This window comes from Phaeobacter italicus, assembly GCF_001258055.1.
In the GTDB taxonomy this organism is placed as follows: Bacteria; Pseudomonadota; Alphaproteobacteria; order Rhodobacterales; family Rhodobacteraceae; genus Phaeobacter; species Phaeobacter italicus.
Window position 1 is genome coordinate 35,202 of record NZ_CVRM01000001.1, and the last position, 15,737, is coordinate 50,938.

Annotated in this window: 13 protein-coding genes; 9 read left to right on the top strand and 4 right to left on the bottom strand. The window is 62.2% G+C overall.

What is annotated here, in order from left to right; translation table 11 throughout:
* Positions 1-137 precede the first annotated feature (137 nt).
* Both NIT7645_RS00190 and NIT7645_RS00195 read left to right on the top strand, forming a co-directional pair.
* Positions 138-1,649 (top strand): MORN repeat-containing protein, encoded by a 1,512-nt coding sequence (locus tag NIT7645_RS00190; RefSeq protein WP_008560762.1) that lies wholly within the window; start codon positions 138-140, stop codon positions 1,647-1,649.
* A gap of 299 nt (positions 1,650-1,948) precedes the next feature.
* A complete protein-coding gene (locus NIT7645_RS00195) occupies positions 1,949-3,520 on the top strand; it encodes a 2-isopropylmalate synthase (protein WP_008563252.1) in 1,572 nt (523 codons plus the stop codon).
* A 120-nt stretch (positions 3,521-3,640) separates the two neighbouring features.
* Here NIT7645_RS00195 and NIT7645_RS00200 read toward each other — a convergent pair whose 3' ends face one another.
* Entirely contained in the window at positions 3,641-4,441 is an 801-nt protein-coding gene (locus NIT7645_RS00200; protein ID WP_008559715.1) for a 23S rRNA (adenine(2030)-N(6))-methyltransferase RlmJ, read from the bottom strand.
* A 292-nt stretch (positions 4,442-4,733) separates the two neighbouring features.
* Here NIT7645_RS00200 and NIT7645_RS00205 point away from each other — a divergent pair, with 292 nt between their 5' ends.
* The 7 genes from NIT7645_RS00205 to NIT7645_RS00235 all read left to right on the top strand — a co-directional run bounded on the left by NIT7645_RS00205 (position 4,734) and on the right by NIT7645_RS00235 (position 11,960).
* The gene (locus tag NIT7645_RS00205; RefSeq protein ID WP_008561252.1) at positions 4,734-5,780 is read left to right on the top strand and encodes a rod shape-determining protein; all 1,047 of its coding nucleotides are present in this window, start codon (positions 4,734-4,736) and stop codon (positions 5,778-5,780) included.
* 56 nt (positions 5,781-5,836) lie between these two features.
* Positions 5,837-6,787 (top strand): rod shape-determining protein MreC, encoded by a 951-nt coding sequence (gene mreC / locus NIT7645_RS00210; protein ID WP_008561258.1) that lies wholly within the window; start codon positions 5,837-5,839, stop codon positions 6,785-6,787.
* Positions 6,780-7,316: a hypothetical protein gene (locus NIT7645_RS00215; protein WP_008560433.1), complete on the top strand. Its 537-nt coding sequence runs from the start codon at positions 6,780-6,782 to the stop codon at positions 7,314-7,316. The genes mreC and NIT7645_RS00215 overlap by 8 nt, the downstream gene beginning before the upstream one ends.
* Complete coding sequence (gene mrdA / locus NIT7645_RS00220) at positions 7,316-9,262, top strand: penicillin-binding protein 2 (protein WP_008559448.1); 1,947 nt, start codon at positions 7,316-7,318, stop codon at positions 9,260-9,262. The genes NIT7645_RS00215 and mrdA overlap by 1 nt, the downstream gene beginning before the upstream one ends.
* Before the next feature lie 94 nt (positions 9,263-9,356).
* On the top strand, positions 9,357-10,496 hold the full coding sequence (rodA, locus tag NIT7645_RS00225) for a rod shape-determining protein RodA (protein WP_008559217.1): 1,140 nt from the start codon (positions 9,357-9,359) through the stop codon (positions 10,494-10,496).
* A 130-nt stretch (positions 10,497-10,626) separates the two neighbouring features.
* A complete protein-coding gene (locus tag NIT7645_RS00230; RefSeq protein WP_008561496.1) occupies positions 10,627-11,037 on the top strand; it encodes a VOC family protein in 411 nt (136 codons plus the stop codon).
* Complete coding sequence (locus NIT7645_RS00235; protein WP_008563191.1) at positions 11,034-11,960, top strand: 2-hydroxyacid dehydrogenase; 927 nt, start codon at positions 11,034-11,036, stop codon at positions 11,958-11,960. Before NIT7645_RS00230 ends, NIT7645_RS00235 begins: the two co-directional genes overlap by 4 nt.
* A gap of 423 nt (positions 11,961-12,383) precedes the next feature.
* Here NIT7645_RS00235 and NIT7645_RS00240 read toward each other — a convergent pair whose 3' ends face one another.
* From NIT7645_RS00240 to NIT7645_RS00250, 3 genes are all read right to left on the bottom strand, one after another.
* On the bottom strand, positions 12,384-14,399 hold the full coding sequence (locus NIT7645_RS00240; RefSeq protein WP_008562722.1) for a M3 family metallopeptidase: 2,016 nt from the start codon (positions 14,397-14,399) through the stop codon (positions 12,384-12,386).
* A gap of 104 nt (positions 14,400-14,503) precedes the next feature.
* Positions 14,504-14,848 (bottom strand): hypothetical protein, encoded by a 345-nt coding sequence (locus tag NIT7645_RS00245; RefSeq protein ID WP_008560685.1) that lies wholly within the window; start codon positions 14,846-14,848, stop codon positions 14,504-14,506.
* 30 nt (positions 14,849-14,878) lie between these two features.
* Positions 14,879-15,700, bottom strand: coding sequence for an amino acid ABC transporter permease (locus NIT7645_RS00250; RefSeq protein ID WP_008559652.1), 822 nt, complete (start codon positions 15,698-15,700; stop codon positions 14,879-14,881).
* Between the last annotated feature and the right edge of the window lie 37 nt (positions 15,701-15,737).

The following is a 15,737-nucleotide window of genomic DNA, read 5'->3' on the forward strand; positions in this document are numbered from 1 at the left end:
CCATAAACAGATAGCGCCGCGAGGGAAAGACCACAGCGCCAAAAGACATTGCGGCAGCAGCGGCTGTGGCATAGTTTCCAGACAAACCCCATAATAAGACCACCAAACCGGCTCCCTCCATGGCAAGCAGAGAATTCATGACCCGTCTTTTCCCCTCCGCACTCCTGACCTCTGCGCTTGCGCTCGGCGTCTTTGCACCGACCCTGCCCGCCCGCGCCCAGGACGAGGGCAAGATCCTCACCACCCAGGACGAGATCGGCGGTATCTACGAGGGCACATTCCGGGGCGGCCTGCAGCACGGCACCGGCACCTACACCCTGCCCAATGGCTATCAGTACAGCGGCGAGTGGGTCGACGGAGAGGTCCGCGGCCGCGGCGTTGCCCGCTTCCCCAATGGGTCAGTCTACGAAGGTGAATTCGCCAAGGGCAAACCCGAAGGCGCAGGCAAGATCACCTTTGCCGATGGCGGCACCTATGAAGGTGAATGGTCAGACGGTGTGATCAGCGGCCAGGGCGTTGCGGTCTATGCCAATGGCGCCCGCTACGAAGGGGGCTTTCGCGACGCCAAACACCACGGCAAGGGCGTGATGCAGAACCCCGGCGGCTATATCTATGACGGCGACTGGGTTGACGGGCGCAAGAACGGCACCGCCAAAATCACCTACCCCGATGGGGCCACCTACGAGGGCGAGGTCAGCGATGGCCAGCTGCAAGGCACCGGCACGCTTACCATGCCGGACGGTCTGATCTACGAAGGCGAATGGGCCCAGAACCAGATGAACGGCACCGGCAAGCTGACCCAGCCCAATGGTGACATCTACGAAGGCCCGCTGGTCGCAGGGCGCCGTCAGGGTGAAGGCAAGCAGATCCACGCCAATGGCGATGTCTATATCGGCAACTTCGAAGATGACCTGCGTCACGGCGAAGGCACCTTCACCAAGACGGATGGCTACGTCTACACAGGTGAATGGCTGGCAGGCCAGATCGAAGGTCAGGGCAAGGTCACTTACCCTGATGGCTCTGTATACGAAGGCCAGTTCCGCGACGATCTTGCCGATGGTGTGGGCAAGATCACCTACCCTGATGGCTCTACCTATGAAGGGGACTGGGTCGCTGGCGTGATCGAAGGCACCGGCACCACAACCTATCCCAACGGTCTGGTCTACACAGGCGAATTCAAGAACGCCAAGAACGAAGGCCAGGGCGTGATGACCTACCCTGACGGGTATCGCTACGAAGGTGGCTGGAAAGACGGCGAACGCCACGGCGAGGCGGTTGTGACCTACCCCGACGGCTCCGTCTACACCGGCAGCTTTGCCAACAGCCAGCGGCACGGCACCGGCAAGATCGTGATGGCGGACGGCTTCTCTTATGAAGGGGACTGGAAAGAGGGCAAGATCAGCGGCCAGGGCGTGGCCACCTATGCCAATGGCGATGTCTACGAGGGCAGTTTCCTGAACTCCAAACGCCAGGGCCCCGGCGTGATGCGCTATGCCAGCGGTCAGGAGGCAGAAGGCACCTGGGAAAACGGCGCGCTCAAGATCCAGGACAGCACGGCACCCGCATCACAGGATGGTGCCAGCGAGGCAGACAGCGCCGATACACCCGCAACCGACCCTGCCCCCGCAACCGCCAGCGACGGCAACTGATCCACGCCGGATCGTGGCAGGCAGGCGTGGTCATTGCGTGGCGCCTGCCCCACCCTTGTGACATGTTGCGCGTTTTGCGTGAAATTCTGTCTTTCCATTCGCATCCTGCTCTGTATAACTCTGCGTCATGACCATGCGTGCAGATATCCTTCGCTCCGCCACCGCGTTTCGCGGTGCAGATCTGCGCGCCCTACTGATCCTAATCCGCCTCTGAGCGTGCCATCCGGCGCGCCCGCTCAGAGGGGAAGGCATGCGCGCCATCAGGATTGGTTTTTAGGACAGACAAGAAAGATACCGACATGACGACTGCAGCTGACAAAGATCGCGTCTTGATCTTCGACACCACCTTGCGCGATGGCGAGCAGAGCCCCGGCGCAACCATGACCCATGACGAAAAGCTCGAGATCGCAGAGCTGCTGGACGATATGGGCGTCGACATCATCGAGGCGGGCTTTCCCATCGCCTCCGAAGGTGACTTCAAAGCGGTAAGCGAAATTGCCGAACGCTCCAAGAACTCCGTGATCTGTGGTCTGGCGCGCGCCAACTTCAAGGATATCGACCGCTGCGCCGAAGCGGTGCGCAAATCCGCTCAGCCGCGCATCCACACCTTTATCGGCACCTCGCCCCTGCATCGCGCCATCCCCAACCTCACCATGGATGAGATGGCAGAGAAGATCCACGAAACGGTCACCCATGCCCGCAACCTGGTGGACAACGTACAGTGGTCCCCGATGGATGCGACGCGCACCGAATGGGACTATCTCTGCCGGGTGATCGAGATCGCCATCAAGGCAGGCGCGACCACCATCAACATCCCCGACACCGTGGGTTACACCGCCCCGGTCGAAAGCGCCGATCTGATCAAGCGCCTGATCGAGACCGTTCCGGGTGCCGATGACGTGATCTTTGCCACCCATTGCCACAACGACCTCGGCATGGCGACCGCCAACGCGCTGGCCGCTGTGGCCGGTGGCGCGCGTCAGATCGAATGCACCATCAACGGTCTGGGCGAACGCGCGGGCAACACCGCGCTGGAAGAGGTCGTCATGGCGCTGAAGGTGCGCAATGACATCATGCCGTTCCACACTGGCATCGACACCAAGAAAATCATGCACATCTCGCGCCGCGTCTCGACCGTGTCCGGCTTCGTGGTGCAGCCGAACAAGGCCATCGTGGGCAAGAACGCCTTTGCCCATGAAAGCGGCATCCATCAGGATGGCATGCTGAAGAACAAAGAAACCTTTGAAATCATGCGCCCCGAAGATGTGGGCATCGCCGGCACCTCCCTGCCCTTGGGCAAACACTCCGGCCGCGCAGCCCTGCGCGACAAGCTGAGCCAGCTCGGCTTTGAGGTGGGCGACAACCAGCTGAAGGATCTCTTTGTCCGCTTCAAGGAGCTGGCTGACCGCAAGAAAGAGGTCTTTGACGACGACATCATCGCGCTGATGCGCACCGGCGGGGATGACGACGATCACCTCAAGCTGGTTTCGATGAAAGTGGTCTGCGGCACCGGCGGCCCGGCGGAATCCACCATCGAGATGGAAGTCGACGGCAAGGACGTGACCGAGGCCGCAGAGGGCGACGGCCCGGTTGATGCAACCTTCAAGGCAATCCGCAAGATCCACCCGAACGCCGCGCATCTGCAGCTCTATCAGGTGCACGCCGTGACCGAAGGCACCGACGCGCAGGCCACGGTGTCTGTCCGTCTGGAAGAAGACGGCGTGATCGCCACGGGCGAAAGCGCGAACACCGACACGGTTGTCGCCTCTGCCGCGGCCTATATCAGCGCCCTCAACCGCCTGATCGTGCGCCGCAGCAAAATGGGCGAAGGCGCCGACACGCGCGAGATCTCCTATAAGGACATCACCTGATCAACCTTTTGATCTGAAACGCATATCCCAACAACAAAGGCCACCCATCGGGTGGCCTTTTCCGTGTCGTAGCTGGGTCGTCACAGTGGGGTCACAGTGGCGTCGCTGGGTCGGTCCTGCTCAGCCCAGTTGACTGAACAGCTTGGTCAGCCGCTTTGCCTCATCCTCGGTGCCGTAGGGCGCGTTCACGATGAACATGCCAGAACCCACCATCCGGTGCCCCTCTCGCGCCGGGGGAAAGCGGACTTCGTGACGCAACACGCCCGGCAGGTCCTGCGCCTCCAGCGCGTTCAGCATCGGCTTATGCGCCCCATCGGTCAGGATCGGGTACCACAGGGCAATCACGCCAACATTCCATTTGCGGTGCAGCTTGGCGATATGGCCGGGGATCTGGGCATAGTCACGCTTGATCTCGTAACTCGGGTCAATCAACAGCATGCCGCGTCGCGGTGTCGGTGGCGCCAATGACAACGCCAGTTCAAATCCGTCCTGCTGATGCACCCTGACGCGCCCGCCTTTGGCATGAGGCCGCATCGCCTGGCGCAGCGCCGCGTTTTCCTGCGGGTGCAGCTCGGCAAAGTTGAGACTGTCGCCCTCGCGCAAAAGATGCGCCGCAATCATCGGCGAGCCGGGATAGGCGGCTGCCCCGTGGGCGGCCCGAGTCCTGGCAATCGCCTCTGCCAACGGATGATCCTGCGCCAGCAAAGCGTCATTCAGAAGGCGGCTGATGCCTGCCTCGGCCTCTCCCGTCTTGACCGCCTCCGCCGCGTCCAGCTGATAGAGCCCGCGCCCTGCGTGGGTCTCCAGATAGCTGAGCGGCTTATCCTTTTGGGTGAGATAGGCCAGCATCCGCGCCAACAGCGCGTGTTTCTGAACGTCCGCCAGATTTCCGGCGTGATAGATATGTTGATATGACAGCATCCCTGCCCTCTAACGCCAAAACCGCCACCGCGAAAGTCCCTGACGCAACGTGAAGCACACACGCGCCTGCCTCCGCTGCGCCGCGAACATCGCCCCCACCACCATGTTCCGCAACAGCCCGATGATGGGGCACACCCATCAATGCCCTCCACGGGCCCCCTTGCAAGCGGCGGAAAGGTGCCATTTGTCCCGAATCCGCCCTTTCGCGACGTGCAACCCCTGCTTATAAGAACAAAAGCCCGCTCTCATCAGAGTCGCGGGATTGGTGGCAGTATTTACAGGGTCCTACTATATGTCGATCTTCGGAAGTCTTGGCGGGTTGTTCACGTCTGATATGGCAATTGACCTCGGCACGGCGAACACGCTGGTTTACGTCAAGGGTCGCGGTGTCATCCTGTCAGAGCCCTCCGTGGTGGCCTATCACGTGAAAGACGGCGTCAAAAAGGTTCTGGCGGTTGGCGAAGACGCCAAGCTGATGCTGGGCCGGACCCCCGGCTCGATCGAGGCCATCCGCCCGATGCGCGAAGGTGTGATCGCTGACTTCGACACCGCCGAAGAGATGATCAAACACTTCATCCGCAAGGTCCACAAACGCTCCACCTTTTCCAAGCCCAAGATCATCGTCTGCGTCCCCCACGGTGCCACCCCCGTGGAAAAACGCGCGATCCGTCAGTCCGTGCTCTCGGCTGGTGCCCGTCGCGCCGGTCTGATCGCAGAACCGATTGCCGCCGCCATCGGCGCAGGCATGCCCATCACCGACCCGACCGGCAACATGGTTGTCGACATCGGCGGCGGGACGACCGAAGTCGCGGTTCTGTCGCTGGGTGACATCGTTTACGCCCGCTCCGTCCGCGTCGGTGGCGACCGCATGGATGAGGCGATCATTTCCTACCTGCGCCGCCAGCAGAACCTTCTGGTGGGTGAAGCAACGGCAGAGCGCATCAAAACCTCGATCGGCACCGCCCGGATGCCCGACGACGGCCGTGGTCAGTCGATGCAGATCCGCGGCCGTGACCTTCTGAATGGCGTGCCAAAGGAAATCGAAATCTCGCAGGCCCAGGTGGCCGAAGCGCTGGCAGAACCGGTGCAGCAGATCTGCGAAGCGGTGATGACCGCGCTGGAAACCACGCCGCCGGATCTGGCCGCTGACATCGTTGACCGCGGCGTGATGCTGACCGGCGGCGGCGCACTGCTGGGTGATCTGGATCTGGCGCTGCGCGAACAGACCGGCCTGGCCGTGTCGATCGCCGACGAAAGCCTCAACTGCGTGGCCCTTGGCACCGGCAAGGCGCTGGAATACGAAAAACAGCTGGCACACGCCATCGACTACGACAGCTGATGGGCACACGCAGAACCGCGCCCCGCGCGGGCTCTGCATGACCTGAAAGGGAACCCTTGGCCAAAGATCGGTCCCAGCGCGATGATTATGCGGCCCCGCTGCGTCGTTTGCTGACCGGGGTTGTCTGCCTGTGCCTGCTCGCCCTCTTTCTGATCTGGCGGATCGACAGCCCGCGCGTCGAACGGTTCCGCGCGCAGGTGATCGACGCGGTGGTGCCCAGCATGGACTGGGCCATGATCCCGGTCGAAGGGGCAATCAACCTGTTCCGCGACTTCCAAAGCTATCAGCGCCTTGCCGAACAGAACCGCGAGCTGCGCAGCGAATTGCGCCAGATGAGCGCCTGGAAAGAGGCCGCACTGCAGCTGGAACAGGAAAACGCCCGTCTGCTTGATCTCAACAACGTCCGCCTTGATCCGCGTCTCACCTATGTGACCGGTGTGGTCATGGCCGACAGCGGCTCGCCGTTTCGCCAGTCGGTGATCCTCAACGTTGGCGCCCGCGATGGGGTGCGGGATGGCTGGGCCGCGATGGACGGCATCGGCCTTGTGGGCCGGATTTCGGGCACCGGGCAGAACACCTCCCGCGTGATCCTGCTGACAGATGCCTCCAGCGCCGTGCCCGCGATGATCCAACCCTCCGGCCAAAGCACGCTGGTCGCGGGCGACAATAGCCCCGCCCCGGTGATCGACTTTCTTGAAAACCCCGATCTGGTGCGCCCTGGCGACCGCGTTGTCACCTCTGGCGATGGGCAGGTCTTTCCGGCGGGTCTGCTGATCGGTCAGGTGACACAAGACCGTTTTGGCCGCCTGCGGGTGCGCCTGTCGGCCGATTACGAACGGCTGGAATTTCTGCGGGTGCTGCGCCATCACGGCTCTGAGGTGATCCGCGACCCCGGCGGGTTGATCGTGCCGGCGCCCGGCACCGGCACCATCCCCCGCCCGCGCCCCGAAGGACTGGGGGCAGACACCGGCGACGGGACAGAGCCTGCGGAGACCGAGGATGGCTAACACCTCCCCGGCGCGGATCTGGGTCATGCGGGCCGCCTTTCCGGCCCTCTCGCTTCTGGTGATCTTTCTGCACCTTCTGCCGCTGTCCACCCTGCCCTCTCGCTGGGCGCCGCCCGACGTGATGATGGCGCTGGTGATGGCCTGGGCCGTGCGTCGCCCCGATTTTGTCCCGACCCTCAGCATCGCCTTCACCTTCCTGATGGCCGATCTGCTGTTTCAGCGCCCACCGGGGCTGATTGCGCTCTTGGTGGTGCTCGGCGCGAGCTTTCTGAAATCGCAGGTCCACCCCCACCGGGAAACCGCCTTTCTCGGGGAATGGGTCAGTGTCGGAATTGTGATCGTCGCCATCACCCTCAGCAACCGGCTGATCCTTGCCGTGCTCAGTGTCGAACAGCCATCCTTGGGTTTGATTCTGATCCAGATGGTGGCAACATTGGCCGTCTATCCGCTGATCGTCCTGATCAGCGAAAGCCTCTTGGGCGTTCAGAAACTCTCGCCTGCCGAAGCAGAAGCTCTGGGAAGCCGCTGATGAAACGCAACACCAAGGACGTCGAAGCCTCGCACCGCAAGATGAGCCGCCGCGCGCTGTTTCTCGGCGGGCTGCAACTGGCCTTTGCCGGTGGTCTTGCCATGCGGATGCGTCACCTGCAGGTCGATCAGGCCGATCAGTTCCGCCTGCTGGCCGAGGAAAACCGGATCAACATTCGCCTGATCCCCCCGGCCCGTGGCCAGATCTATGACCGCAACGGCATGATCCTGGCGCAGAACTCTCAATCCTACCGCATCACCATCGTGCCCGAAGACGCAGGCGATGTGGATGCGGTGATCGAACGGCTGTCGCGCCTGCTGCCGCTTGATCCCGAAGACATTGAGCGCGCCAAAACAGAGATGCGCCGCTCTCCGCCCTTTCTGCCGATCACACTGGCAGATCAGATCAGCTGGGACGATATCTCCAAGGTCGCCGTCAACGCCCCCGCCCTGCCCGGCATCACGCCAGAGGTGGGCCTGACCCGCGTCTATCCCCAGCGCGAGGATTTCGCCCATGTGGTCGGCTATGTCGGGCCGGTGTCAGATTATGATCTCAGCAAGCTGACAGATCCCGAACCCATCCTGCGCATTCCCCGCTTTCAGATCGGCAAGGTCGGATTTGAGGCCAAGGTCGAAACCAGCCTGCGCGGCAAAGCGGGCGCCAAGCGGGTCGAGGTCAACGCCACCGGTCGGGTCATGCGCGAGCTGGACCGCCGCGAGGGCGAAGCGGGCGCAGACATGCAGCTGACCATCGACGCCGAGCTGCAAAGCTACACCCAGGCCCGTCTCGGCAGCGAAAGCGCCAGCGCTGTTCTGATCGATTGCGAAAGCGGCGATGTGCAGGCCATTGCCTCGGCCCCCAGTTTTGACCCGAACCTGTTCGTGCGCGGGATCTCGGTTGCTGACTACCGGATGCTGACAGAGGACAAGTATCGCCCTCTGGCCAACAAAACGGTGCAGGGGGTCTATCCACCCGGCTCAACCTTCAAGATGATCACAGCCCTCGCCGCACTTGAGGAAGGGCTGATCGGCACCGAAGAAACCGTCTGGTGCCCCGGCCACATGGAGGTCTCGGGCCGCCGCTTTCACTGCTGGAAACGCGCAGGCCACGGGCATGTCGACCTCAACACCTCGCTCAAAAGCTCCTGCGACGTCTACTACTACGATCTCGCGATCAAGGTGGGCATCGACAAGATCTCGGCGATGGCGAAACGCTTTGGCCTTGGCGTGCGCCACGATCTGCCCATGTCTGCCGTTGCCAAGGGGCTGGCCCCGAACAGGGCGTGGAAATCGGAAACCTACGGCCAGGACTGGCTGGTGGGGGATACGGTCAACGCCTCGATCGGTCAGGGCTATATGCTCGCCTCGCCATTGCAGCTTGCGGTGATGACCGCGCGGCTGGCCACCGGCCGCTCTGTTGAGCCGCGGCTGGTGAAATCCATCGACGGTGTCGAACAACCCGGCGGCGCAGGCGAAGCGATGGATATCAACCCCAACAACCTGCGCACCGTGCGCAAGGGCATGTACTCCGTCAGCAACGAACGCCGTGGCACGGGCTATGGATCGCGCATCATCGCCGAGGGCATGCGCATGGCGGGAAAAAGCGGCACAAGCCAGGTGCGCAACATCACCGCCGCAGAACGCGCCGCCGGGGTGATCCGCAACGAAGACCTGCCCTGGGAACGCCGGGACCATGCGCTGTTCGTGGCCTATGCGCCCTATGACAAGCCGAAATACGCCACAGCCGTCGTGGTCGAACACGGCGGCGGCGGCTCCAAGGCCGCAGCCCCCATCGCCCGCGACGTGCTGCTTCAGGCGCTCTATGGCGGCACGCCCCCGCTAGAGGCCTATCCCACCAAGGACCGCAGCCGCATCCAGGCCCAGCAGGAACGGCTGGAGCGCGAGCGCCTCAAACGCGACCGCGGCGACGACAGCGAACAGGCATAAGCCACAGACCGACCACCAGTGACGACCCCAGTGACGACCACCAGACCGGCCCCGCAGAGAACGCTCTGATCAGGCCACAAACGAAAGCACAAAGATGAGCTATCTTGCCAACAATGCCCAGACGGTCCCCACCGGCCTGCGCAAGATCCTCTATCTGAACTGGCCGCTGACCCTTCTGTTGGCCAGCGTCGCGGCGGTTGGCTTTCTGATGCTCTATTCCGTCGCGGGCGGCAGCTTCAGCCCCTGGGTCGAGCCGCAGGTCAAACGCTTCATCCTCGGGCTTGCAGTCATGCTGGTGGTGGCGATGGTGCCGATTTGGTTCTGGCGCAATATCTCGGTGCTTGCCTATCTCGCCTCGATGGTGCTGCTTTTGGCGGTAGAGTTCTTTGGCACCGTCGGCATGGGCGCGCAGCGCTGGATCGACCTTGGGTTTATGCGGCTGCAACCCTCCGAGTTGATGAAGATCACGCTGGTGATGCTGCTTGCCGCCTATTACGATTGGCTGCCGGCCGAAAAATGCTCGCGTCTGCAGTGGGTTATCTTGCCGGTCATTATCATCATCGTGCCCACGCTTCTGGTCCTGCGCCAGCCTGATCTGGGCACCTCCATCCTGCTGATGGCTGCGGGGGGCGGTGTCATGTTTCTGGCTGGTGTGCACTGGGCCTATTTCGCCGCCGTCATTGGCGCCGCCGTTGGGCTGGTCGCCGCCGTCTTCAAAAGCCGCGGCACCGAATGGCAGCTGCTGAAAGACTACCAGTTCCGCCGCATCGACACCTTTCTTGACCCTTCGCAGGATCCGCTTGGGGCCGGCTATCATATCACCCAATCCAAAATCGCCCTCGGTTCTGGGGGCTGGTCCGGACGCGGCTTTATGCAGGGCACCCAGTCGCGCCTCAACTTCCTGCCGGAAAAACACACCGACTTCATCTTTACCACCCTGGCCGAGGAGTTCGGCTTTATTGGCGGCATCACGCTGTTGTTCATCTATCTGCTGGTGATCGTCTTCTGCATCGCCACCGCACTCGCCACCAAGGACCGCTTTGCCTCGCTGGTGACATTGGGGATTGCGATCACCTTCTTCCTGTTCTTTGCCGTGAACATGTCGATGGTCATGGGGCTCGCCCCTGTGGTGGGCGTCCCCTTGCCGATGGTGTCCTACGGCGGGTCCGTGATGCTGGTGCTGATGGGGGCCTTTGGCCTTGTGCAAAGCGCAAACATCCACCGCCCCCGCTAGGGTCAGACCGCCCCACCCAAGGCAAACATAGGCGCGCACGATCTTTTTTCAGGCCGTGCACGACAAAACGCCTATTCATATCGCGCCCTGCCCCCTATCCCTAGGACAACAGAGTTCAGGGAGCAGATTGATGAGCATATTTCACCTCGCCTATCACGTGGATGATCTCGATAAGGCGCGCGATTTTTATGGCGGGCTTCTGGGCTGCGCTGAGGGGCGCAGCACCGACACATGGGTGGATTTCAACTTCTTCGGCCATCAGATCTCGCTTCACCTTGGCCCGGTTTTCGCAACAGCCAACACCGGCAAAGTGGGCGAGCACATGGTGCCGATGCCCCATCTGGGGGTGATCCTGCCACAGGCAGACTGGCGCGCGCTGGCCGACCGGCTAGAGGCTGCGGGCATCGAGTTCACCATCCCCCCCACCACCCGCTTTGCAGGCGAGCCGGGAGAGCAAAGCACCATGTTCTTCCATGATCCCGCAGGCAATCCGATCGAAGTCAAAGGCTTTGCCGATATGGCCGGAGTGTTCGCCACATGATCAACGTCCAATTCGCCGCCCGGCCCGAACGCTGGGCCACCCAAGAGGCGCCTTTGCGTGCCGCCTTTGCACAGGCCGGGCTAAACGCCGATCTGCGGCCCGACCATGACCCGGCTGATGTCGACTATGTGGTCTATGCCCCCAACTCCGACCTGCAGGATTTCACGCCCTATACCCGCTGCAAAGCGGTGCTGAGCCTCTGGGCCGGGGTCGAGAAAATCGTCGGCAACCAGACCCTGACAATGCCGCTCTGCCGGATGGTGGATCCGGGCCTGACTGCGGGCATGGTGGAATGGGTCACGGGCCATGTGCTGCGCTATCATCTCGACATCGACAACACGATCCACACCCAGGACAGATGGGAGCCCAAAGTCCCGCCCCTCGCAGAGGAACGCCCGGTCACGGTTCTGGGCCTTGGTGCGCTGGGGCAGGCCTGTGGACAGATGCTGGCGACACTGGGCTTCCCGGTAACCGGCTGGTCACGATCCGAAAAATCCATCGACGGGATCACCTGTCATCACGGTGAAGCCGGGCTGCGCACGGCCCTGACGGGGGCCGAAATCGTGGTTCTGCTGCTGCCGGATACCCCGGCCACGGAAAACACACTGAACGATGAAACCCTTGCCCTGCTGCCCAAGGGCGCGCGCCTCATCAATCCGGGTCGTGGTCCTTTGATTGACGATAACGCCCTGCTCGCCGCACTCGACAGCGGTCAGGTGGGTCACGCAACGCTTGATGTCTTTCGGGTGGAGCCACTGCCGCTGGACCATCCCTATTGGGCCCATCCCAATGTGACCGTCACCCCCCATATCGCAGCCGAAACCCGCGCCATTACAGCCGCGCGTGTCATCGCGGAAAACATCCGCCGGGGCGAAGCAGGCGAGCCGCTGTTACATCTGGTCGACCGTAGCCTCGGCTATTGAACCGCGCCCGCCCACCGCGAGCGGGGATGGTTAACAGGTCGTTACCACCCCGCTCGCCCTGCTCAGCTTTGCTTTAGATCGCTGCGCTAATGTGGGGGCAATCGCGATTGCAGGATCCGGGTTTGGCACCCCGGCTCCGACCAGGAAACGGACCCCGATCACCGGGGCTGTGCAAAGACCTGAGCACTCGGGCAGATGCCCGTCCTCCTCCGCCCCCGTGGCGGCGCCGTCCACTTATCGCCTTGTCCCGCTGCGGACACATCCCACATGTGCAGATCGCAAAGAAATGCACACAACAGACAACCAACAGCCCGCCCTCCCCGAACGGCCCCGCCGGATCGGGCCAAACCTGTGCACCAGCCCCAACAAAAAAGGGCAGGCGCATCACGCCTGCCCTTTACATCACTCTGGTTCGGCAACAGCCTACGACGCCGCCAACCCCCGCCCCTTCAGCAGCGCGTCGACACCGGGCAGACGCCCGCGGAACGCAGTGTAGAGCTCAGCCGGATCGCGCGAACCACCGGTAGACAGAATGTTGGCCTCCAACGCTGTGGCGCGCTCGGGATCAAAGGCGCCGCCCGCCTCTTCAAAGGCGGCAAAAGCATCGGCATCCATCACCTCTGACCACATGTAGCTGTAATAGCCCGAGGAATAGCCATCACCCGAAAACACATGCGCAAAATGCGGCGTGGCATGGCGCATGATGATGGCAGACGGCATGCCGATCTCTGCCAGAACCTCGGCCTGTTTGGCCATCGGATCCTTCGGCGCGGGCCCGTCGTGAAACGCCAGATCCACCAGCGCAGAGGCCACATATTCCACCGTCTGAAACCCCATATCAAAGGTCGACGCCGCCAGAACCCGGTCGCGCATCTCCACAGGCATCGGCTGGCCGGTCTCGGCGTGGGTGGCGAATTTGCCCAGAACCTCCGGCACATCCAGCCAGTGTTCATATAGCTGCGAGGGCAGCTCCACGAAATCGCGCGCCACCGATGTGCCAGAGATGCTCTCGTAGGTCACATTCGACAGCATCTGGTGCAGCGCATGGCCGAACTCGTGGAACAGGGTGCGCGCATCATCATAAGACAGCAGCGCCGGATCCCCCTTGGCGAAGTTGCAGACGTTGATCACGATGGGCGTCTGCACATCGGGGAATTTGGCCTGGCTGCGCATGGCCGAACACCACGCGCCCGACCGTTTGGAGGAGCGGGCGAAATAGTCGCCGATAAACACCGCCACATGATCGCCATTGCGGGTCACCTCCCAGGCGCGGCAATCCTCATGATAAAGCGGCACATCAAGCGGCGTGAACTCCAGCCCGAACAGACGGGTGGCACAGTCAAAAGACGCCTCGATCATGCGATCCAGCTGGAAATAGGGCTTCAGCTCCGCCTCATCGAGATCATGCTCTGCCTTGCGCCGTTTCTCTGCGTAATAGCGCCAGTCCCAGGGCTCCAGCTCGCCGTTGATGCCATCGTCCTGCATCATCTTGGTCAGCACCCAGGCATCCGCTTCGGCCTGCGCCTTGGCCGGCTCCCAGACCTGCATCAGCAGATCGCGCACCGCAGCCGGGGTCTTGGCCATCTCTGTTTCCAGCTTGTAGGCCGCGAAATTCTTGTAGCCGAGCAATTGCGCGCGCTCTTCGCGCAGCTTCAGGATCTCGGCGGCAATCTCGCGGTTGTCGCTGTCGCCGCCATTGGCACCGCGCGCAGCCCAGGCCTCGAACGCTGTCTTGCGCAGGTCGCGGCGGGGGGAAAACTGCAAAAACGGCGTGATGAGAGAGCGCGACAACGTGACTGCCGGGCCATCCAGCCCCTTGTCCTTGCCCGCCGCACGCGCGGCATCAACAACGAATTGTGGCAGGCCGGTCAGATCCTCCTCGCTCAGCTCCATATACCAGCTGCGTTCATCAGCCAGCAGGTTCTGGGTGAACTCGGTCCCAAGGGTCGCAAGGCGGGATTTGATCTCCTGCATGCGGGTGTCATCTGCCCCTTCCAGCGCCGCACCGCCGCGCACAAATCCACGATGGGTCAGCATCAGAACACGCGCCTGTTCCTCGCTCAGATCCAGCGTATCGCGCTGGTCCCACACCGCTTTGACACGGGCATAAAGCGCCTTGTTGGCGGTGATGGCGGAAAAATGTGCCGCCAGCTTGGGCGAAAACGCCCGCTGCAACGCCTCGCGCTCGGGGTTACTGTCGGCCCCGGCCACGCTGTAAAACACCGACAGAACCTGCTCCAGCTCGCGGCAGGGGGTTTCCAGCGCCTCGATCACATTGGCAAAAGTCGGTGCCTCCTGCGAGGTCGCAATCGCGTCGATCTGCGCCTGATGGGCAGCCAGCGCCTCCTCCAATGCGGGGGCAAAATCGCTGTCCTTGATCTGGTCGAAAGGGGCAATTTCAAATGGCGTGTCCCAGGTGGACAGCAGCGGATTGGTCATGGCAAATCTCCTTTGTGAGGAAGCTATGTCCGCCCCTGCCCGCCGTCCAGAGGACCGTGGAAATTTATCCTGTTATTCGCCCCGGCCCGCCAGCCTGCCCCCGCCTAGCCGGTCGTGTCATCCACCAGTTCTGCAGGCAGGATGATGATAGAGACGCCCGCGATGTTGGCCGCGCGCGCAATGCGCCATTCAAAGCGGCCAAAAATGCCGTCGGTGTCGATCAGCACCACCACCGGTTCCTTGCCGGTGATTTCGGCAGCAAAAAGCACCTGCTGCAAACTGTCGAGACTGCTGCGTTTATCCAGCCCCACCTCAACCACCCGCCGGTCGTTTTCGCAATCCACCCGGATTGCGGCCTCTCCGCCGGGGTAGTCAAAGGTATGGGTGCGCTCTGCCTCGCCGCCAAAAAGACTGGCACATAAAAGCGCAATGTAGTGGGCTTCGGTCAAATCGGGGGGGCTCTTCGCTCAAGCTGTGGGCTAGCGGTGTTCTTGTCGGCTGCGCAGGTGCTTTTCCAGACGCCGCAGCGCCAGCGACAGACCGATGGTCAGCGTCAGGTAAATCAGCGCCACGACATTGTAGGTTTCAAAATAGCGGAAATTACCCACCGCGGTGATCTTGCCCAGCTGCGTGACGTCAGCAACCCCCAGCACGGACACCAGCGAGCTGTCCTTGACCAGCGCCACGAAATCATTGCCAAGCGGCGGCAGGATGGTGCGGATGGCCTGCGGAAAGACGATGAAACGAAAGCGCTGCCAGCGGTTCAGGCCCAGCGCCTTGGCCGCCTCGATCTGGCCCTCATCCACCGATTGCAGACCCGCGCGAAACACCTCGGAGATAAAGGCAGAGTAGGCAATCATCAGCGCAATGATCGCGCGCCACAGCAATGGAAAATTGCGCGTGCGGATCGGATCAAGTCCAAATTGCGCGCCGATCCAGTTGCGCAACTCCACCAATGCAGGCGCCAGCACAAAAGCGACGTAAAGCAACAGAACGATGATCGGAATGCCGCGCACCACTTCGATGTAGAACCGCGCGCTTTGGCGGATCACCAGCCAGCGCGAGCCAGCCGCAAGCGCCAGCCCAAGCCCCAGAAGAGACGCGAGAAAGAAGCTCACCAGCGTCACAAAGATCGTCAGCTGAACGCCTTTTGACAGGGTTTTCAGGATGTTGAGATAGAGATCATCCGCCACCACCTGCCAGCCGAGATAGACGCCAATCAGCGCAACAGCCGCAAGCCACCACGGAAAGTCCTCTTTCTTGTCCGTCCCTTTGACCGGTTTGGGGGGCTGATCGCTCATCTTTGCTCCGCGTTGTTGAAGGCCCATGTTGAAGGCC